Below are 19,060 nucleotides of genomic sequence, written 5' to 3'. Positions count from 1 at the left end.
CACTTTGTCCGTTTGTCTGCCCGTCCCCGCGTCAGCGCTTCAGGACCGAGGAGACCTCCGCCGCCCACTTCCAGGGCGCCGCGGTGCCGCCGGGCTGCGAGTTGAAGTACTCCCAGCCGGCCACCCCGCCGAAGCCGGGATGCTTGGCGGCGAGCGCGCGGAGCGTCGACTTGAGTGTCGACATGCCGACATAGCCGCTGCCGCCGTTGGCGGACGAGGTGAGCGTGCCCGCGACCACCTTGGAGGCCGGGATCAGCCCGCGCGCGATGACACGGTCGTAGTCGGCCGTGGAACTCATGCGGCCCCAGCCGTTGTAGAACTGGGCGTTGAACCAGGCGATGTCGCCGCCCCGGCTGCGGTAAAGGGCGTCGTAGTCGAATCCGGAGAGATTTCCGCCGCCGCTGAGGGCACTGCCCACGGGGGCGAGCGTGATGAGGAAATCCGCGCCGAAGTCGGCGCGCAGCGCACTGATGACGCGCTCGATCCCGCGCAGCGACATCCGCTCCTCGACGTCGAGGTCGACGCCGTCGAGTTCGTACTGTCGTATGAAGTCCCGCAACAGCGGGTAATACGTGTCGAATTCATTGTCGAGCCGGGTGAAACTGCCGGGCGCCGCGCCGCCGACCATCGCGAGCACGTGCACGCCCTGGCCGCGCAGGGCCTTCAGGTCGCGCCACATCCGGTCGTACTTCGCCGCGCTCGGCGGGTCGTCGTTCAGGTGCACCGGAGCGTACGGCCCGTTGAGGTCGTTGAGGTGCACCGCCGCGACCAGGACATCCGTCACGCCGGTGTGGTTCTCGGTGAGCGCGAGCGGCGACACGTAGGTGCCGTTCGCGTACTGCGTCTGGTAGTAAACGACCACGCGTCTGCCCGTCGCGGAAGGTGTCGCCGCCGCCATCGCCGCACCGCTCGATGCGGCGGTGAGGGCCAGTGCCGAGAGCAGGACGCTGCGCCTCTTCATGCTCATCTCTCCCCTGAGGTCGAAGTCGCCGCAATTCTTACGGGCGTTGCGGCGAATCACCAGGGCGAGGAAGAGCTAAAGCGCATTAGTTCGTGATCTCGTGGCAGAGCCGTACGACGCCGTTGCCGAAGGCGTGCGTCCCGGTGAGCCGGAGGTCGGCCGTCACCTCCGGCGCCTGGAACATACGCTTGCCGCGTCCGAGCACGACCGGGTGGACGTAGGTGCGGATCTCGTCGACGAGCCCCAGACGCAGGAAGGACGCGGCCAGGTCGGCGCCGCCGAGGGCCAGGTCCCCGCCCGCCTCCCGCTTGAGTGCCCCGATCTCCTCGGGCACCACCTCGCGCAGGATGGTGGTGTTCCAGTCGGCCTGGCGCAGGGTGCGCGAGAAGACGTACTTCGGCATGTCCCGCCAGATCCCGGCGAACTCCCTCTCGGGGCCGCCGCTCGACGGGTTCCGGTCCGCGGTCGGCCAGTAGTCGGCCATCAGCTGCCAGGTGCGGCGGCCGTCCAGGAACGCGCCCATCGCGCGGACCTCGTCGTTGAAGTGCTGGTGCAGTTCCTCGTCCACCAGGTGCCAGTCGATCTCGCGGTTCGGCCCCTCCATGAAGCCGTCCAGGGAGGCCGACATCGTCCAGACGATCTTTCGCATCGCGGTCCTCACGGGGTCGTCGCCGTGGCTCACGGCGGGCGGCCACGGCGGGGTCCACGCCGGGTGGCCACGGCGTCGTGGGCGCGGCGTTGTGGACGGGGCTGCCGTGGCGGCGGCTGGGGCGGCACTTTCGACGATACGCCGGGGAGGGCGGGGAGGCGGCGCGGGCGCGGCGGCACGCTCCGGGGGCGAGGGCCATTTGCACCTGCCCGGCCTCTCCGCCGGCCCGGTCACTCCACCGGCCCGGTCACTCCGCCCGCCGCACGGCTCCCGCCCGGCCCACCCGCCCCGCCGCTCCCGCCTGTCCTGCCTGCCCCTCCCGTCACACCTGGGTGAAGTCGCCGCTCAGGGCCGCGGCCATCCGCAGGTGCGGTGCCGCGGCGGCGGGCCTGCCCTGCCGCTCCAGGGTGCGCCCCAGCATGAGCCGGGCGTAGCTCTCGACGGGGTCGAGTTCGAGGACCTTGGACAGCTCCGCCTCGGCGCGCAGCAGCTGGGCCGAGTGGTAGTAGGCGCGGGCGAGCAGCAGCCGCGGGGCGACCTGCTCGGGCACCTCGTCGGCGAGGGCGGCGAGGATGCGGGCCGCCGTGGCGTACTCCTTGGCGTCGAAGAACTGCCGCGCGCGCTGCCAGCGCTCCGCCGCGGTCCCGTGGTCGTAGTAGGTCGTCTCCACTGTCTGCCTCCTTCTCCTACGGACGCTGCAACGGCCCGCAGTAGTTGAATATTCCACAACATGGGGGTGGACGGTGCTCAACGCCGCGGCGTCCGTGGCTTCGCCGTGGCGGACCGATACGGGAACTCCTCACCCCCCGGCAGGTCCGGCCTTGGTACTGGTGGGCTCGCCCTTTCAACCTTCACCAGTCCCTGTGGGGACTCCGTCCCGCCACTCACCCTCTGTAATCCTGATCAACCATGTTTGCAATGTCGATCAACACAGGTCTTGATCGACATTTCGAGCACCGCATAGCGTCAGGACGGTGGAAACAACGCACCGGCCCGCCGCCCGGGTCATCTGCCTGGACGCTGCCCACCGCCTGCTTCTTCTGCACTGGCGGGATCCGTTCGACGGGACATGGCTCTGGGAGCCTCCCGGTGGCGGCATCGGTCCTGGCGAGACGCCGCTGGTGGCGGCGCGACGTGAACTGGCCGAGGAAACCGGACTCGACCCGGCTGCCGTCCTTGACCGGTCGGTGCTCGTAGACCGTGATGTGCAGTGGAACGGCAAGCGGCACAGGGGGGCGGAGCATTTCTTCGTGGCTCAGTTTGCCGACGAGCAACCGCCCCTGGTGCGTACCGGCCTGCTCCCCGACGAGCAGGCCAACCTGGACACGCATGCCTGGATCGCATGGCCGGATCTGGACTCGCTGCCGGACCCGGTTGAGCCGCCGCAGTTGCTGACCGTGCTCGATGCCCTCGTGCCAGACGGCCCGTGGTGTGATCGCGCATGAGGTGCGGCCACCCCTTTTTCAACTGTCGCTGGCTCCCCGAGGAACCCAGCCCGCTGGTGACCTTGCGTGATCCCTTGGGGCGTATGGGCTCCAGCTCCATGTTCCGCCGGTCTCGTTGCGGAGCCGGGTGGTGGTCTTGTCGTGGTAGTCGAGCGCGTCGGCGACGACGGGGGCGGGCAGGTCGAGGAGTTGCTGCCGGATGGCCGCGACGCGGGCAGCGGCGGCCGGGACCCCGGCCTCGTTCAGGAGCGCAGACAGGTGATCGGGGCGGAACGGCTGGCCCGCCCGGGGCGGCCCGGGACGAGCCAGTGGGATGCGGGGTTGGTGGCGGTGTTCATGTTGTCGCGGTTTGCAATGTGCTCCAGCAGCAGGGCCGCGACCGGTGCCGGAACGGGCGAAGCTGGCTCCCCGAGCCGTAGCAGCACCGTGTCGCCGTCGCGGATCACGTCGTCGACGGTGAGCCGGACGATGCGGTTCACAGGATGGACGTAGAGGAGCACGATGACTCCCGCGACACACAAAGGTGTAGCTATTTCGTGTCGGTTAGCAGTCGGCCGAGGGTGTCGAGGCCACTCGTCTTCGCTCAGTGCAGCCCGCCGGGAGATGAACCACACCGTTCCGCCACCCTCCGTCACTCGCATTCGGTGCGAGAAAACCGCATCGGATGCGAGTCGGCCGATCCGCAATTCAGCCGCTTCAGGCCCTCAACCGCCCTGGTCACGTAGGCAAATCGGACATCCGTCGACGCCGCATCGCAGCCCGCCGCGAGTTCGCTTTCGATGCAATTGGCGGTGCTTGGAACGTCGGGATAGCGGTTATCGGTGGGGCCGATCACGGGCGCCTAGCATGGCGATCGGTATCGCTGTTGGGGTTCGCTGGAAGATCGTGGATCAAGGGCAGGGCGTGGCGTGGATACGGTGCGCGTCGTGCCGGTGGAGTTCCCAACTGATGATCAGGTCCAGGCGTACGGGAAGTTTGCCGAGCGGCCGACGAGACCTGAGCTGGAGCGGTCCTTCTTCCTGAACGACGTCGACCGGGATCTGATTGCGCTGTGGCGTACGAAACATCATCAGCTGAGCTTCGCTCTCCAGATGTGCACTGTCCGCTACGCGAGGCTGTTCCTGGAGGACCCTCGCCTCCACCCCGGCCGGCGGAGGCCTGCGCCCGCTGCGCGACCGACCCGGACGCCCCGGGACTCGACGGGGCGAGGAGGACTCATCCCACCCACTGGCGGGCGGCTGCCAGCTCGACGCCGAGGCCGTTGGGGGCGCTCAGAAAAACGCAACTAGCCTCCTATACCTGTTGGTTGTAGGGGTTTCCAATCAACAGAGATTGATGCAATGAACGGGGCCAGTCGATGAGCACACAGAGATCCGCTGCGTCGCCTCCGCGGTGGCGCGGTGTGCACAAGGCGCTCGCCGATCCCCTGCGCATCCGCCTGTTGGAGGCGCTGTGGGAGACGCCGCAGTCCGCACGTGAGCTTGCCGACCGGGCCGATCTTCCGGCTGACCGGCTCTACTACCACCTGGGACAGCTCGAACGAGCCGGGCTGATCGAGATCGCCGAATACCGGCCGCTAGCCCGCGGCAAAGTCGAGCGGTTCTATGCCCCCGCGGTCACAGAACCCCCCAGCGATGCCGCGAGCCCGGAAGAGATGGCCGAGTTCCTCGGCTCGATGCTGGACGCCACTCGGGCCGACATCAGCGCCGCCTACCGGTCCAAGCAGGCCGGTGGGCACCGAGAGGTCAATGTTCACCGTGGTGCGCTGCTGCTGACCAACGAGGCACTCGCCGAACTGCGTGAACACATCGCACGCCTCGCCAGCCAATTCGGGGATCGCGACACCCCCGGGGTCTGGACACGGGTAGTCATCGCGCTCGTCGACCTGCGAGACCGCCCAACCCCGAATGACACAGGCCCGCCTGAGAGGACGTCATATGGCAGCGAGGAGCACGGGTCCAGCACGCCGATACGGGCCTCGGACGCCGAGCGCGACCGGGTCGAGGCACGATTGCAACACCACTACGCGGTTGGCAGGCTGACCCTGCCCGAACCCGAAGAACGCGTGGCGGTGGCTTACGAGGCGCGCACCCGCGAACAACTCGATGCCCTCTTGAGGGCCTGCCGGGCGAGGCCGAAGAGCCTGCGCGACCCGCTGACACGATCGACTCCCGCCTGTTGATCATCCTGCTGTGCTGCTCACCACCGGCGGCTCGTCTACTGGCTCATCTGCCAACGCGCGGCCCGGCAAAGAGGCTCACGGCTGCGAGCCCTGGGAAACGGCGACGAGACATGAGCAAGTCACTTCGAGACCCTGGAGGGGCACGGCCTCGGGAATTATCGGTACAGCGGTTACCGCCAGGCCGGTGATCTTGGTCAGGTCGAAGTTCCGAGAGTAGTAACGCGGTTCTCGTACTCGCGGCGGGCCTTGCGCTGTGCCGGGACCGCCAGGGTGCCTTGAGCGCCATCGAGGGGCTGTCAGCGAGCAAGGAGCACGGTGGACGGCCGGGGTGGTGCTGAACACGCAGGGTGTAGCCCTGGCTGCGCCGTACGGTGACGCCTCGGTCGAGCGCGGCGCGTTCGGCGGGCTCGAGCTCGGCGGCGCGCAGGAAGTCGGCGGCCTTGCCCGGCATGTCGAGGGTGACTGGAAGCTCCGAAGCAGGGACGTTTTCCTGGCCGTCGGTGGTGTGTGCTCGGGCAGATGGTCGACGACGGCTGTGCGGAGTAGGCGATACGCACGTCGTCGGTCTTGTCGGCCAGCAAAGCCGACACTGCCCCCGGCGACGTGAAGCCGCGGGGGCGGGTGCGCTGATCTTTGGACTCCTCAGCTACAACCCGCTTGCTGCGTACGCCAGTTGCCGCAGGGCCGCAAAGTCAAGAGTGTCCACGACTCGGCCGCCTCAGGTGCGAGGGGCGTGGAGATGAGTGGCGAAGAAGGTCTCTATGCGCTGCCAGGCGTCCGCCGCGGCGTCCGGTTCCGGGCCGATGTTCATCACGCGGAACAGGGGGCGCAGCGGCCTGGGGCCCGCCTCGGCGTCGTTGAGGAAGGCGTGGCCCGCTTGCGGGTACTCCTTGACGTCGTGCACGACTCCATGACGTTCGAGGGCCGCGCTCAGCCGGCCCGCCGCCCCCTTCAGGGTGCGGTCCTTCCCGCCGAAGCTGGCCACGACGGGGCAGGCGTCGGCGAGGTGATCCAGGTCCTTGGGCAGCAACCCGTAGTTGGCGGACGCCGCGTCGTAGTCACCGCGCCCTGCCGACAGCAGGGCGAACGCGCCTCCCATGCAGAAGCCGATGATGCCGACCGCGCCGGTGCAGTCGCTCTGGGACAGCAGATAGGAGCGGGCAGCCTCCAGGTCCCGGTAAGCCCGCCCGGTTCCGGACAAGGCCGCCCGGATCGTGGGGATCAGGCAGCGCCGTGCGCCGCCCTCGGTGAACAGGTCGGGCAGCAGCGCGAGGTACCCGGCGCCGGCCAGGCGCTCGGCTTGGCGGAGCATGACGTCGTCGACGCCGAGTACCTCGTGTGCGATGACCACGCCCGGCCAAGGCCCTGGGCCTTCTGGTCGGACGAGGTGCCCCTCCAGCCTCCGCGAGCCCCCGGACTTGGCACTCAGACTGCTCAAGTCAACGGCTTCAACGGCAGACATGGAGGTTCTCCCGTGCGGCAAGTGCGTTGAGTGGTTGAGTGCGGTTGCTCTCTGAGGGCTGGTCCAAGACCTCGGGACGGGCTACCCGCTCGCTGTAGCCGATGCCCTTGCCGCCGGCCACGGGCCCGCAGTGAACTCCGCCACCGACAGGCCCCCTGACCTACGCGAACGGACGCCGCGACCGCCGCTCACCCGACCGTCAGGCCGCCCGCGGCGAGCGTGTCACCACCGCACCGGCAGAGTCCGCCGTCCCCGGATCAGCAGCCCCGGGAGCCACTCTCCCGGCTCCCCGTCCGCTGTCAGATCCGGGCAGCGCTCCAGCAGCGTGCGCAGCGCCACCTCGCCCTCGAGGCGGGCCAGCGGGGCGCCCAGGCAGAAGTGGATCCCGTGGCCGAAGGAGAGATGGTTCCGGGCCTCCGTGCGCTGTACGTCGAAGCGTTCCGGCTCGGGGAAGCGCGCCGGGTCATGGTCCGCACCGGCCATGGCGATCAGCACGATCGCACCACGCGGCACCCGTACGCCGCCGATCTCGGTCTCCTCCAGGGCGATGCGCGGCGTGGTGGTCGCCACCGGCCCGTCGTAGCGCAGCGTCTCCTCCACCAGCCCCACCGCCAGCCCCGCCGGATCGGCCTTCACGGCCGCCATCTGGTCGGGGTGCGCGAAGAGCGCGCGCACCGCGTTGCCGATCGTGTTGACCGTCGTCTCGTGCCCGGCGACGAGCAGCAGGAAGGCCAACGAGACCAGCTCGTCCTCGGTGAGCTGGTCGCCACCCTCGTCGACCGTGTGCACGAGGGCGCTGAGCAGGTCCTCCCCGGGGTTCTCGCGCTTGGCGGCGATGAGCCCGGTGAGGTACGGCATGATCTGCTCGTACGCCTCCTTCTCGGCCTCGGGGCTGGTGGGCGCCAGGGTCTCGTTGGACCAGGCGTGGAAGGAGGCGCGGTCCAGGCCGGGGACGCCGAGCAGTTCGGCGATGACGATCATGGGGAGCGGGGAGGCGAACGCCTCGATGAGGTCGGCGCGGTGCGTTCCGTCCGCCGCCATGCGGTCCAGCAGCTCGTCGGTGATCTCCTGGACGCGCCCCCGCATCCCCTCGACCCGCCGGGCCGTGAACTCCCGCGACACCAGCTTCCGCAGCCGGGTGTGGTGGGGCGGGTCGCTCATCAGCATGTTGGAGTTGCCCAGCATGTTCAGGGCGTACGGCGGGCTCCAGCCGGTCTGCCGCCACTCGCGGTGCCAGTCCCGGCTGAGCTGCGGGGCGGTGAAGGCCTCGCGCGCGGCCTCGTACCCGACCACGAGCCACACCACGCCCCTGTCGGGCGTCACCACCTGGTGCACCGGACCGCGCTCGCGCAGCCGTGCGAAGGCGGTGTACGGGTCGGCTTGGAAGTCGGGGCTGAGCGAGGCGAGCACCTCGATCCCGTCGGGGCTGTCGGGCCGGTCGGTGCTGCCGGGTATCGCGGGTTCGGCGGCGGCTTTCTCGGTCTTTGTCACGACGGAATTCCCTTTCCTCAGGCCCGGGTTACCGGCCCCCGGCCGATCACTCCGAGCACGGCGGCTCACTCTAATCCCGCACCTCCACCCCCACAACTACCTTCCTGTGCAGCTCACCTTGAGTGCGTGAGGTCGTCTCGGCGGACCAAGGGGCTTGGTGCCGGTGGGGTGTTCGTGGTCGGTGATGGAGCGGTGTGTTCCGGCTGTCACGCTTCCCTTGTACGGGGAGGTTACGGCCCTTGCCGGCCGTCCGGGGGAGGGCGCGGCGAGTCGGGACGTCGGCCGTCGCCGAGGTCAACAGCGCCCTTACTCCAAGCCGGTGACGTACCGAAACCGAGATCGGCGCCCTGCCGGTCATCAGCGCCGGTCATCAGCGCACGTCACAGACGTACGAGCGTTGTCCGGTCGGCCCTGTCGGTTCGATCACCCCGTCCCGGAGGTGGCTACAGTGCGGTCGCATGAGCACGGTTACAACACGCTCGGTCGCCTACCCGGCCGACGGTCTGACCATGATCGGGCACCTGGCGCTCCCGGCCGGCGCCGACCGGCGGCCCGCGGTTCTGGTCGGGCCCGAGGGCACCGGACTGAACGACTTCCAGCGCAGCAGGGCCGACGCGCTGGCCGAGATGGGGTATGTGGCGTTCGCCTTCGACATCCATGGCGGACGGTGGTTCACCGACCCCGAAGAGATGATGGCCCGAGTCATGCCCATGCTCGCGGATCCCGACCGGCTGCGGAGGATCGGTCACGCGGCGCTCGACGTGTTGCGCGCCGAACCGCGGACCGACCCCGACCGGATCGCCGTCATCGGCTATGGCACAGGGGGCGCCATCGGGCTGGAACTCGGGCGTGACGGTGTCGATCTGCGTGCGATCGGGACAGTCAACGCCTTGACGACGGGCCGGCCGGGTGAGGCGGCCCGCATCCGCTGTCCTGTGTGGGCGGGGGTCGGCTCGGAAGACCCGATCATGCCGCCCGCGCAACGGGACGCCTTCGCCGCCGAAATACTGGCTGCGGGCGTCGACTGGCGTCTCGTGGTCTACGGCGGTGCCCTGCACGCCTTCCATCACCCTCCGGTGAACCAGCCCGTGCGCCCCGGAGTGGGCCACCACCCCCGGCACGCGCGACGTGCCTGGAGTGACGTCATCGGTCTGCTCGACGAGTGCCTGCCCCTGGCGGAGTGACGGGTCGAGCAAGACCGGTTGCCGTCAGCCGAGGATCACCGAACGCGCCCCGAGGCCGTACCGGAGCCGGTCACGCCCCGCTCCGTGAAGGCGGTCCTCCGAAGTGGAGCACCGAGTCGACGGGGCGGCGCAGTGAGCGGGCCGTGGGCGGCGGCGCGTAGGAGAGCCGGAAGAGCATGAGTTCGGCCTCGTCCGGCTTGCTGGGGATGACGGCGGCGAACCTGGTGCGCAGCGTGCGCAGAACGTCGGTCTCGGTGGTGTCGAGTCCGGTCTCGCCGTCACTCTCCAGGCGGGGGAACAGGTAGAGCAGGGAGGTGTGGGGCTGGAATCCCAGGCCGAGGGAGGTGGCGGTGAGCCAGAGCCGTTGCAGGGCGCGTCCGCCGTCGACGAAGGTTTCCGGGCCCTTGCGCGGGACGGTGAGGCAGCCGACGGCCGACGAGGCGGCAAGGGCCTTTGCGGCGCTCTCCTCGAAGGCTTTGCCGCCGCCGATCCGCCGGACGAAAGCCAGCCCGGCCCACTGTCGTGCCAGCCGGACGCCCGCGAGGTCGACCTCGTCGAACCCCAGCGTGGCGACGTCGATGCCGTCGCGCGTGCGCCGCGTCTCCTCGGGGTCCCAGCGCAACTCGTTCATCATTTCCCGATGCAGTTGCGGGGAGAGCATCCGCAGCCGGTCGCCCGCCCCCAGGATCCGGCCCATCTCGTCCAACTGATCGCGTGCGGTGACGAGATGGAGTCGGGCGCCGCTCTCGGCGGCGCAGTCCCGCAGCGCTGCGGCATGCGACCCGGCGAGTGGACGAACCGGGCCCAGACCGCGGTTGGTGGTGCGGTGCTCGATCCAGTCGAACAGTGCGGGGCGCGGGACGTCGGCCGCGGGGGAGAAGGTGAGTCGGCAGACCAGACCGGGGTCGGCCGGGGTGGGGAAGTACTGCACCTGGCAGGCCCGGCCCGAGGCCTGGGCCGCGAGGTGAATGTTCTCCACCGCCGCGCCGATGGCCAGTTGGGTGGCGCGGCCTTCGAAGTCGAGCATGGTTTGCGGCTGTGCGGTGTCGACGCGGCAGTCCAACGCCTCGCCATGGGCCACGAATTGCCAGGGCTGACTGTTGCCGCCGGACGGCGCCTGGATGCCGTGGGCGACCAGGCGGCGGAGGCCTTCCTCGCCCAGGGTGGCGCCGGCGGTGCTGGGCGGCAGCAGGAGGGGCGGGGACGCCACCTCCGTGGCGGGTTCGGGCGTCGGCTCCGCCGGTGCCAAGGAGGTCTCCGCGCCCTCGCGGATCAGCGTCCCGGGATCGACGAAGTACCGCCCCGAGGACGTGAACTGACCGAGCAAGAGGCGGCGAGCGGTGTCGGTCACCAGCGCGGCGCCCAGGCTGACGCCCGAGGCGAGCTGTGGCCAGGAGGAAATGGTCTTGCCCGTCTCGACGAGAGAGGAGACCAGACGCTCGGAGGGCTCGTCCTGACCGAGGATGCGCAGGAGGTGCGGGAGCTTTTCGCGGGTCGACATCTTCTTGACCCCGGCTGCCGCCACGCCCTGCAGAAGACCGTGCAGAAGGGGGCGTTCCGGTTCGAGGTCGAACCGCTCCACGTCCAGCATGCCGCGCTCGTTCGTCTCCATCAGGACGGGGATGCCGAGCGCGCGGGCGCGTTCACGGACATGGACCTTGAGGTGCATGTCGTCGCACTCCTCGACGAGGAGGTCGGTGCGGCCACCGCCCGCGAGGAAGGCGTCGGTGTTCTCCTCGGTCAACCCCTCCGGCCAGACGGTGATGTCGAGGTAGGGGTCGATCTCGTACATCTGCCGTGCGGCGATGACGACTTTGGGCAGGCCGACGTCGGCGACCGAGGCGCGGAGCCGGTTGAGGTTGGAGAGGGAGAGGAGGTCGAAGTCGGCGAGCCGGAAACGGTTGCCCACCCCCTCCTGGGCGAGGGTGACCGCACTCGCGGCGCCCACGGAGAGGCCGACCACGGCCACGGTCTTCCCCGACAGGAGGTCCTGCTCCTCCGCGGTGATCTTGTATCGGTTGCGCGACTGACGGAGTTCGCGGTGCTCGGCCGCCGGCAGGACGTGGACGAGCTGACGCGACCAGGCGTACCACGCCCATGTGCCGTACTCCGCCGGGGACGTGCCGCCGAGGTGGTCCCTGACCGCAGAGGCCAACTCGTCGGCGTCCGGCCGCCAGTCGGGGCGCCGGGCGGAGAGGAGCTCCTCCAGCTGGTCGGCGCACGTGTCGTGGACGGAGCTGACGGCACCGCTTTCGAGGAGCTCTGTCAGGGCGGAGCGTTGCTCGGGCTCGACCGGTGTGTACAGCGTCGGTCGCCATGGAGCGGTGTCGCCGGCGGTCTGGGTGAGGGTGCCGAGATGGGCTTCCAGGTTCATTGATCGCCTAACGTGCGTTGCCTATGGATGCCGAGGCGGTGGAGTGCCCGAGGCCGAGTGTCTCGGTGACGGCGCGGACCACGTCGGTGGGGATGCAGGGGGCTTCGTCCAGGGCGCGGTCCAGCAGGACCGCCGCATGGGTCAACCGCTCCTCGCGGTGGCGGATGGCCTCTGCCCGGTTGACGGAGTAGTACGCCGTGATGCCCGGGAACGGGCGGTCGTGCAGGGGGCGGTCGTGCCGGAAGCGCAGACCGCACCGTTCGTATCCCTTGATGCGTTCCGTGGGGCCGCTCCCGCAGATCACGGTGGCGCCCAGTCGCTGAGCGGCCACGACGGAGGTGAAGCAGAGGAGGGACGCGAGGTTGCGGCCCCTCCAGTCGTGGTCCACCCAGATGCCGCAAATCTCCGCCACCGACTCGCCGGCGGCGACTTCGGCCGCCAAGGCGTCGTTGAGCTCCTGACTCGCGAGGTGGATCTCGGACGGCAGTTGGCCCGTTATCTTCCGGTGGATCCGTATACCGCCGACGGGCCTCTCGCCTTCGTCGCCTGCCGTCTCGTCGAAGACAGCGAGGTAACTCAACGGGTCGCGAGTGGTGCGCGCGTCCGTGCTTCCGTACTTCGTCAACGTCTCGTAGCCGGGTGCGGAGTAGGCGCGCTGCTGGGCTTCGAGGTAGGTGTCGTAGGCGGGATCGTCGAACTGCGCTTCGAGTAAGCGGATGTACATCAAGGATCCTCGTGTCGGTTCGGATGCGGATCACGGATGTGGCTGCGGACGGCACCGAAAAATACAGGACGCTCCAGGGTCGGACAAATAATTTCTGGTCTTCTTCGACGCGGGCGCGTCTCGCAGACATATTCCAGCGGGTTCGCGGCACCCTAATCGATGAATGGGGCATCGCGGCTCTGGAGTGGTGTCCCTTTTGGAATGATGATCCAGCTACCTGCCGCTCTATCCAGTGGACTATTTTCAGCCCCTTGATCGCTCGGGCCGAGGTTCGGATGGGGGCTCCTTCGGCCAAAAATGGCGGGGTGCAGTGGCGTAATCGATTGATTCACGCCATCAACGAGTTGGGTGCGGCGTGAATGGTCTTGTGCGGTTCTCGGGTTTGGTGTTGCCTCGTAACGCGTGGCGACCTAATCGGATTCGTCTGTGCGCCGGGGCAGGTACGCGACCTATCTGCATGCTGCGAGAATTCGAGCAGTGGTCCACCGGAGTAGGGTCCGGGCCGATGGGTCGGCGATATCCCGGACGGTTCGACGTAATTCTGCGCGCCCCGTAAGCGCGATGTCGGCTGAGTCGTTCCGCAGCTGAAGAAACTTGCCGCGTTGTTCGGTGAGGCCTGCGTCAGGCCGTGCAAACAGGGTTCGTCGCCGGACTTTTTCCGGCGCCCTCGACTACGACACCGTGCACGTGCCGGGGGACCACCGGACGATGATGAGCGGTACGCGGCCGACACCGCCCGCGCGCCGCACGCCTGGCTCCGGGTAGGGCGGGCGACGCCCTAAGCGCGTCCGACGCCTCCGCCATCCCTCGGATGCTCCTCGGAGGATGCCCCCGTTACCTCCTCAGGAGCGACCGAAGCTTGCAGCTGGCGGCTACTCCCCGCGGTCCATCTCCGCCAAGTTGGCCGCGTAGACTCCCTCGCCGACGCGATCCCGAAAGCCAGAGCGTGGACGCGCAAATCTCTGCGGGAGTGCCGACGGCGAGCGCCGCAGCTCGTGCGCGGTGAGCAGGTCGTAGAGGGCCGCGGCTGCTTCCGCCAGGCCGCAATCCTCCGTACGCAGCGTCAGCGTCGCCTAGAACCTTTGCAGACCCATCAGGTGCGGAGCCAGATGGTTGGGGCGGCGACCTGTCGGCCTTCTCTGGGATGGTGGGTCGGATGCCCCGGGGGCGTAGGTGACGGCGGCACGGGCCGTTGCTGTGGGCCTTGTCCGCGGTCAGGCGTTGAACAGGTCGGCGGGGTTGGCGAGTTCGTCCGTTCCGGCCGGGTGGGCGTGGGTCTACCCTGGTTTGGCAGGTCCGGCGACGCCAAGGGGGAGGCGGCATGCCCGAGTGGGCTCTCGCGATAGTGATTCCGGTCGGCCTGCTGGCCGTGGGCCTGGGGACGTTCTTGCTCTGGGCCCGCCTGGGGACGAAGGAACCCTTGAAGCACGACAACCGGATGCCAGAGACGCATTTTACTCAGGGTGATGGTCCCGGCAGCAGCTGACCGGCGGCGTCTGGCTCGGCGTGGCCGGCCTCTGCGGGACTGAAGCCGGCGGCCGGGAACACGGGGCGGGCCAGGCCGCCGCAGGGGGTCTGCCGTCATGTGCTCGGGCACTCCTTTGACGTACGGCAGCGCCGGGTCGCGCGAGCGCTCGCGAACTGCTCCGGCAGTTCACCAGCGTTCGCCCCCCGCCGCAGGACCGGTCCACCCCGGGCAACGGCCGCTGGTCCGTCCGCGATTTCACGGACGGCTGCCGGACCGCCTCCTCCGGGGAGAGCGCTGTGTCTGTGGCAGGTTCTTTTGGGTTCTGGCTCACTTCCGTGAGGCGTGCACCGAGGGGACGTCGGCGAGCGTGGCTCGGGCAGGTCAGCGCTGCTCGGGCGCTGTGTTCGGCCCGCGCTGCCCGCACTGGGGGCAGCGTTCGCGGCCGTCCCATGCGGACCAGCCGAAGTCTTTCGGGGTGAGGGCATGGCCCTCCAATTCGTTGCGGACGGCCTCACGATAAGCCCAGACGGCGTCCAGGTAGGGGTGGTAGATGTCGTGGAACGCGGGGGTCGAGATGCCGACGCCCGCGGCGACCGTGCTTCGGAGGCCACGGAGGCGTTCGAACATGGTCTGGCCCGCCCTCGCCACCTGGGCGCTGGCGTCGAGGAAGAGGCGCTCGCGTACCTCGTAGATGCGGGCGTCCGTCAGCGCCAGGCGGCTCGCTTCCTCCAGGTCGGTCGCCCCGGCGCCGCCCTGTGCGAGGCGGCGCAGTTCGGTGTGGGCCGCGCCCGCCGCCACGATGAACTCCGTGTAGACGTCCCGGCGGCGTGCCAGAAGCCCGCGGAGGTGTTCCTGACGGGTACGCAGGCGGTCGGCCAGAACCGTGCCTGCTATCGCGATCAGACCGCCGCCCAGTGTGGCGACCAGCGTTCCCCATTCCATGACGTGCCCCCCAGCCGCGCGCCCCCGCACCGTCCCACCCAGCAGATCATGTCCGACGGCCGGGGCCAACCGAGTACGCCTCGGCTCAGATCGCCTCATCCCGCCGATTCGCCTCCCTCTCCTGTCCCGCACCGCTCCTCTCCGCACGGACAGGTGGTAGTGGCTGCGGTGCTTCGAGGAGGACGCTCGCGGTGGCGGTCGGCCGTGCGCTGATCGACCACGACGGCCGCCACCCCCTCGGGTGGTACCTGTCCTCGCAGGTCCCGGTTGCGCCGCCTCGTCGGTCGACGAAAGGTCGGCCCCGCAAGCGGGTGGTCGAGGAGGTCGCTCCGCTGATCGACGCGATGCTGCGGGCTCGTGGATGACCACACCCTTGGTCGTGATCGCGGCTCGTCCAGGAGTACGGATTCACCGGCAACTACCAGCGGGTGCAGCTCTACCTGCAGGAAGCCCGGCCCAGGATAGCTGCGGACCACGGCATCGCTCCCGTAGCGCCCCACTGGCAAGGGTCGGGCCGCACGCCAGGTCGCCATCATCCGGGACCGCGTCCTGGCCGGCCGGGCCTTCGCCTCCCTCGAGGAGCTGGACTCCGCGTTCTTGGCCTGGGTGCCCCTGCGGCAGGCCCGGACCCACCGCACCCACGATGAAGCCATCGACCGTCACGTGGTCAGGGACCACATGGCCTTGCGGCCACTTCCCGAGATGCCCTGTCTCGTCGCCCAGCGGCACCTGCGGCCGGTCGGCAAGGACTGCCTCGTCGCCTTCACCGGAAACCTCTACTCGGTGCCGGCCCGCAAGGTCCGTCCCCGCCAGCGTGTCGAGGTCCGGGCAACGAAGTCCCAGGTCATGCTCCATGCCACCAGCGTCGATGGCGACGGCTCCACATTGCCGGCCGCCCGCCCCCGAGCGGTCGCCAAAGGGGTCCGCGTCGTCGACGAGAAGCACTGGGTCGGTCCGCCCGACGGCAAGAACCGCCTTGTCACTACCGGCGACATCGTGCCCCGGCCCCGCCACGAGGCCCCCTGGGCGAGGAAGCCGGACCGCTGCAAGCCCTGCTCACACGGGTCGCGGCCGCCAGCATCCCAGTCAGTCGGACGCCGTCCGCTGTTCGGCCATGACGAGCTGACCGGCACGCGCCCCTCTCGATCAACCGCCCCAGCTACCTGCTCAAGAACCGGTCGGCAGCCATCGAGCGGGAGACCCAGCTGGCCTGACCAGGATGCACAGCGAAGCCCGTCACCGGATAACAGTGATCTCCGGAAGGGGCTGCTGCCATTCACCCAGTTCCGCAACGAGAATTCGGCGGGCCAACCGCCGGACCTGGGCCCATCCTTCGTCGGTGGACAGGGCATCCCTTGTCCACCGATCACCGTTCTCGCCATTGCTCATCCCACTGAGGATCACGTCGATCTCCCGCAGATCAACCATGACTCCGCAGGTGAGTTGGCCCTCGGCCACCAGGGCTTCGGCCATGCAAAAGGCGTGATCGAAGTCCAGAGCAATCTCGTCCGCCATCACGCCATGCCTGACCAGCCAGGCCGCCTGGGCCTGGGCATCCGCCGCCAACCCGGTCAGCGCCTCGATCAGCAGACGCCGACGGAACGAAGAATCAGGGATCTCCACACCCCGATCGTCGCACGCCCCCCTCCTCTTCCCAGCACACAAGCGAACATCCGACGTTCGCGTCCATCCCCCTGTGGGGCGCCCTCTCGGACAGGATCGGACGCCGCCCCGTCTACCCCATCGGCGCCCTCGTGGCCATCGCCGTGGCCCTGCTCTTCCACGGTGCGATGTACGCCCGTCCTGAGTAGCGCATGCGGGTGGCGAACAGTTCGGAGAAGAAGGTCACCTGGTTGAGACCCGTCACCGGGGCCTGGCGGACACGGGGGCCCAGGGTGTCCGCCGTGATCTGAGGCAGGACCGGCGGGCCGCAGCGAACTTATTCCGGAATGATCAGTCGGTGGGGCTGCTACTCCTGGGTGAGGGCAGTCAGCAGGGCGCGGATCGGGTCGTCGTCGGAGTCGGGTCCGTGGGCCTCGGTGCCCTCGGCGGTGGCGGCCTCGGCAGTGCGGGAGAACATGGCTTCCTCGTATGCGGTGAGCGCGGCCTCGATGTCGTCGGGCCGCGCGGCCAGAGCCTCGCCGAGTTCGGCGCCGTCCAGCATGGCCAGGTTGGCGCCTTCGCCGTTCGGGGCCGAGAGGTGGGCGGCGTCGCCGAGCAGGGTCACCCCGGGCACCCGGTCCCACCGGTGCGCGGCCGGCAGGGCGTAGAGGGCGCGCACGACCGGCGCGGTGTCGCCGTCGGTGATCAGCGCGGTCAGTTCCGGCGCCCAGCCGTCGAACTCCTTCGCGACCCGCGCTGTGGCCGCGGCGGCATCGGCGCATTCGATGGCGTCGAACCATTCCCGCGGTTCGGACAGCCCCGCGTACGCGTGCAGCGTATCGCCCTTCTCCCGGTGCGCGAAGAGTTCCCGGCCCGGCGTGTGCACGATCATCGACCCGCCTCCGACCGCTTTCGCGGCGGCGGGGTGCCGGGTGTCGGCGTCGTACAGGTAGGTCTCGACCACCGACTTGCCGGTGTACTCGGGTACGGCGGTGGAAAGCAGCGGGCGGACCCGGGACCACGCGCCGTCCGCGCCGACCAGCAGGCCGGTGACGACGACGCCGCTGCCGTCGGCGAACGTCACCTCGTGGCGGCCGTCGCCGAGGGTACGGGCGCCGCTGACCTTGTGCCCCCACCGGACGGTGCCGGCCGGGAGCGAGTCGAGCAGGATCTGTCGCAGCTCGCCGCGTTGCACCTCGGGGCGTCCCCCCGTGCCGTCGTCGGCCTGGTCGAACAGGACGGTCCCGTCCGGGGCGAGGGCCCGCAGTGCCTGGCGGCCCTCCAAGACGATGCCACGGAACTCGTCCATCAAGTCGGCAGCGTCAAGAGCCAGTTGCCCGTTGTAGTCGTGGATGTCGAGCATCCCGCCCTGGGAGCGGGCGGCCGGGGAGGGCTCCGCCTCGTAGACGGTGGCCGGTATTCCGTGTACGTGCAGGACGCGGGCGAGCGTGAGGCCGCCGAGTCCGGCACCGATGATCGTGACGTCAGGGGTCATGGGGGTTCCTTCCTGGTTCCGGGCCGCCGGGCGAACACCCGGCCGGTCGCGCCGGCAAGCTCCACCGTCCCGCCACCCGTCGACAGGTCACCGACAGGCCGCCGACAGAGCGCCGACAGGACGCCGGCCGGACCGTCGGCCGTGGTCCTTCGGCCCCGCTCCGCTCACTTCGGCAGGTCGGCGGGCGAGGAAGGGAGCAAGGAGCGCGAACAACGCGTCGGGACGGTCGAGGGGGATGAGGTGGCCGCAGTCCTGAAGGTGGTGTCCGACCAAGTCATCGGCGAGCGGGCGGAGTTGGCGTTCGAGCCCGGTGCCTACGGGGTGGGAGCCGACGGCCATGGTGGGCATCGTCAGCCGAGCCGTCGCGACGGCGTCCCGCAGCTGCTGAGCGCTGGTGGGCAGGGCCCGGTAGACGGAGAACGCGCAGCGCAGGGCCTCGCTCCCGGTGAACGCCTGGACGAAGGCCGCACGGATGTCGTCGGGTACACCTCGCCCCAGCGTCCCCGAGTCGAGAAACCAGTCGATGTACGGGCCCTCGTTGCCGGCCAGGACGGTCTCGGCGAGGCCGGGGACGGCGTGGAAGCCGAACCACCACGGGGCACCGCCCGCGAGGACGTCCTCCGCTCCGGGCAGGCGGCCGAGCAGTGCCTCCATCACGACCAGGCGCCGGACGAGGCCGGGACGGCGCAGCGCGAGCAGGACGGCGGGGGCGGCACCCGCGTCGATGCCGACCACTGCCGCCGAGGGCTCGCCGAGTGCGTCGAGCAGCCCTTCGGCGTCGGCGGCGAGGGTGCCCGCGTCGTACCCTTCGACGGCTCGGGTGCTGGCACCGAAACCTCGCAGGTCCGGGGCGATGACCCGGTACCGCCCGGCGAGTCGGCCCATGATGCCGCTCCAGAGTCGCCAGGTGTGCGGGAAGCCGTGCAGCAGGAGAACCGCGGGGCCGTCCCCGGCGACCGCGACGTTGAGTCGGACGCCGTTCGTCGCGACGCGGTGGAGTTGGTGCGCGGTGGTGACGGGCATGACCGCTCCTGCGACTGGTTACCATTGGTGACCACCCAACGATAGGTAAGTGCCCGAC

18 protein-coding genes and 2 pseudogenes are annotated in these 19,060 nt (G+C 69.6%); 7 read left to right on the top strand and 13 right to left on the bottom strand.

Features of this window, described 5'->3' with window-relative positions; all coding sequences use genetic code 11:
• Positions 1-31: 31 nt before the first annotated feature.
• The 3 genes from ACZ516_RS08105 to ACZ516_RS08095 form a co-directional block, all read right to left on the bottom strand.
• A complete protein-coding gene (locus ACZ516_RS08105) occupies positions 32-961 on the bottom strand; it encodes a glycoside hydrolase family 18 protein (protein WP_361086814.1) in 930 nt (309 codons plus the stop codon).
• Positions 962-1,046: 85 nt separating this feature from the next.
• Positions 1,047-1,610 (bottom strand): dihydrofolate reductase family protein, encoded by a 564-nt coding sequence (locus tag ACZ516_RS08100; RefSeq protein WP_469009140.1) that lies wholly within the window; start codon positions 1,608-1,610, stop codon positions 1,047-1,049.
• Between the two features lie 322 nt (positions 1,611-1,932).
• Complete coding sequence (locus ACZ516_RS08095) at positions 1,933-2,280, bottom strand: tetratricopeptide repeat protein (protein WP_469009138.1); 348 nt, start codon at positions 2,278-2,280, stop codon at positions 1,933-1,935.
• A 304-nt stretch (positions 2,281-2,584) separates the two neighbouring features.
• Here ACZ516_RS08095 and ACZ516_RS08090 point away from each other — a divergent pair, with 304 nt between their 5' ends.
• Positions 2,585-3,055, top strand: a complete 471-nt coding sequence (locus ACZ516_RS08090) for an NUDIX domain-containing protein (RefSeq protein ID WP_469009137.1) — start codon at positions 2,585-2,587, stop codon at positions 3,053-3,055.
• Positions 3,056-3,297: 242 nt separating this feature from the next.
• Here the strand turns inward: ACZ516_RS08090 and ACZ516_RS08085 are convergent, their stop codons facing one another.
• Together ACZ516_RS08085 and ACZ516_RS08080 are read right to left on the bottom strand one after the other, a co-directional pair.
• Positions 3,298-3,534, bottom strand: coding sequence for a hypothetical protein (locus tag ACZ516_RS08085; protein ID WP_469009135.1), 237 nt, complete (start codon positions 3,532-3,534; stop codon positions 3,298-3,300).
• Positions 3,535-3,686: 152 nt separating this feature from the next.
• Entirely contained in the window at positions 3,687-3,890 is a 204-nt protein-coding gene (locus ACZ516_RS08080) for a hypothetical protein (RefSeq protein ID WP_469009134.1), read from the bottom strand.
• Positions 3,891-3,981: 91 nt separating this feature from the next.
• On the opposite strand from ACZ516_RS08080, the pseudogene ACZ516_RS08075 reads away from it, so the two are divergent.
• Together ACZ516_RS08075 and ACZ516_RS08070 are read left to right on the top strand one after the other, a co-directional pair.
• Positions 3,982-4,194: pseudogene (locus ACZ516_RS08075) on the top strand (DUF4158 domain-containing protein); the annotation flags it as partial.
• 263 nt (positions 4,195-4,457) lie between these two features.
• Positions 4,458-5,237, top strand: a complete 780-nt coding sequence (locus tag ACZ516_RS08070) for a DUF1707 domain-containing protein (RefSeq protein WP_469009132.1) — start codon at positions 4,458-4,460, stop codon at positions 5,235-5,237.
• 718 nt (positions 5,238-5,955) lie between these two features.
• Here ACZ516_RS08070 and ACZ516_RS08065 read toward each other — a convergent pair.
• Positions 5,956-6,699 carry a dienelactone hydrolase family protein gene (locus tag ACZ516_RS08065; RefSeq protein ID WP_469009130.1) on the bottom strand — a complete coding sequence of 248 codons (744 nt, stop codon included), beginning with the start codon at positions 6,697-6,699 and terminating at the stop codon, positions 5,956-5,958.
• A gap of 222 nt (positions 6,700-6,921) precedes the next feature.
• A complete protein-coding gene (locus tag ACZ516_RS08060) occupies positions 6,922-8,190 on the bottom strand; it encodes a cytochrome P450 family protein (RefSeq protein ID WP_358696440.1) in 1,269 nt (422 codons plus the stop codon).
• 458 nt (positions 8,191-8,648) lie between these two features.
• On the opposite strand from ACZ516_RS08060, the gene ACZ516_RS08055 reads away from it, so the two are divergent.
• Positions 8,649-9,374 carry a dienelactone hydrolase family protein gene (locus ACZ516_RS08055; RefSeq protein WP_361080453.1) on the top strand — a complete coding sequence of 242 codons (726 nt, stop codon included), beginning with the start codon at positions 8,649-8,651 and terminating at the stop codon, positions 9,372-9,374.
• A gap of 70 nt (positions 9,375-9,444) precedes the next feature.
• On the opposite strand, the gene ACZ516_RS08050 is transcribed toward ACZ516_RS08055, so the two are convergent.
• Positions 9,445-11,748 carry an Rv1355c family protein gene (locus ACZ516_RS08050; RefSeq protein WP_469009127.1) on the bottom strand — a complete coding sequence of 768 codons (2,304 nt, stop codon included), beginning with the start codon at positions 11,746-11,748 and terminating at the stop codon, positions 9,445-9,447.
• 7 nt (positions 11,749-11,755) lie between these two features.
• Positions 11,756-12,472: a GNAT family N-acetyltransferase gene (locus ACZ516_RS08045; protein ID WP_358580935.1), complete on the bottom strand. Its 717-nt coding sequence runs from the start codon at positions 12,470-12,472 to the stop codon at positions 11,756-11,758.
• A gap of 11 nt (positions 12,473-12,483) precedes the next feature.
• Here ACZ516_RS08045 and ACZ516_RS08040 point away from each other — a divergent pair, with 11 nt between their 5' ends.
• Entirely contained in the window at positions 12,484-12,831 is a 348-nt protein-coding gene (locus ACZ516_RS08040) for a hypothetical protein (protein ID WP_469009125.1), read from the top strand.
• 1,490 nt (positions 12,832-14,321) lie between these two features.
• Here ACZ516_RS08040 and ACZ516_RS08035 read toward each other — a convergent pair.
• Complete coding sequence (locus ACZ516_RS08035) at positions 14,322-14,882, bottom strand: CchlQ (RefSeq protein WP_469009123.1); 561 nt, start codon at positions 14,880-14,882, stop codon at positions 14,322-14,324.
• 191 nt (positions 14,883-15,073) lie between these two features.
• Here ACZ516_RS08035 and ACZ516_RS08030 point away from each other — a divergent pair, with 191 nt between their 5' ends.
• Positions 15,074-15,247: a hypothetical protein gene (locus ACZ516_RS08030; protein ID WP_469009121.1), complete on the top strand. Its 174-nt coding sequence runs from the start codon at positions 15,074-15,076 to the stop codon at positions 15,245-15,247.
• A gap of 313 nt (positions 15,248-15,560) precedes the next feature.
• A pseudogene (locus ACZ516_RS08025) lies at positions 15,561-15,755 on the top strand (Mu transposase domain-containing protein); the annotation flags it as partial.
• 363 nt (positions 15,756-16,118) lie between these two features.
• Here ACZ516_RS08025 and ACZ516_RS08020 read toward each other — a convergent pair.
• The 3 genes from ACZ516_RS08020 to ACZ516_RS08010 all read right to left on the bottom strand — a co-directional run bounded on the left by ACZ516_RS08020 (position 16,119) and on the right by ACZ516_RS08010 (position 19,002).
• A complete protein-coding gene (locus ACZ516_RS08020; RefSeq protein ID WP_469009119.1) occupies positions 16,119-16,505 on the bottom strand; it encodes a hypothetical protein in 387 nt (128 codons plus the stop codon).
• A 346-nt stretch (positions 16,506-16,851) separates the two neighbouring features.
• Positions 16,852-17,979 carry an FAD-dependent oxidoreductase gene (locus ACZ516_RS08015; protein WP_469009117.1) on the bottom strand — a complete coding sequence of 376 codons (1,128 nt, stop codon included), beginning with the start codon at positions 17,977-17,979 and terminating at the stop codon, positions 16,852-16,854.
• 87 nt (positions 17,980-18,066) lie between these two features.
• Positions 18,067-19,002: an alpha/beta fold hydrolase gene (locus ACZ516_RS08010; RefSeq protein ID WP_469009115.1), complete on the bottom strand. Its 936-nt coding sequence runs from the start codon at positions 19,000-19,002 to the stop codon at positions 18,067-18,069.
• Between the last annotated feature and the right edge of the window lie 58 nt (positions 19,003-19,060).

The sequence above is a fragment of the Streptomyces sp. NPDC034037 genome (genome assembly GCF_055575715.1).
This window is presented reverse-complemented; position numbering and strand designations above follow the sequence as displayed.

Coding starts and splice junctions, on each gene's coding strand:
- ACZ516_RS08105 (WP_361086814.1), bottom strand. CDS start 961: ATGAAGAGGCGCAGCGTCCTGCTCTCGGCACTGGCCCTCACCGCCGCA.
- ACZ516_RS08100 (WP_469009140.1), bottom strand. CDS start 1,610: ATGCGAAAGATCGTCTGGACGATGTCGGCCTCCCTGGACGGCTTCATG.
- ACZ516_RS08065 (WP_469009130.1), bottom strand. CDS start 6,699: ATGTCTGCCGTTGAAGCCGTTGACTTGAGCAGTCTGAGTGCCAAGTCC.
- ACZ516_RS08055 (WP_361080453.1), top strand. CDS start 8,649: ATGAGCACGGTTACAACACGCTCGGTCGCCTACCCGGCCGACGGTCTG.
- ACZ516_RS08050 (WP_469009127.1), bottom strand. CDS start 11,748: ATGAACCTGGAAGCCCATCTCGGCACCCTCACCCAGACCGCCGGCGAC.
- ACZ516_RS08045 (WP_358580935.1), bottom strand. CDS start 12,472: ATGTACATCCGCTTACTCGAAGCGCAGTTCGACGATCCCGCCTACGAC.
- ACZ516_RS08035 (WP_469009123.1), bottom strand. CDS start 14,882: ATGGAATGGGGAACGCTGGTCGCCACACTGGGCGGCGGTCTGATCGCG.
- ACZ516_RS08015 (WP_469009117.1), bottom strand. CDS start 17,979: ATGACCCCTGACGTCACGATCATCGGTGCCGGACTCGGCGGCCTCACG.
- ACZ516_RS08010 (WP_469009115.1), bottom strand. CDS start 19,002: ATGCCCGTCACCACCGCGCACCAACTCCACCGCGTCGCGACGAACGGC.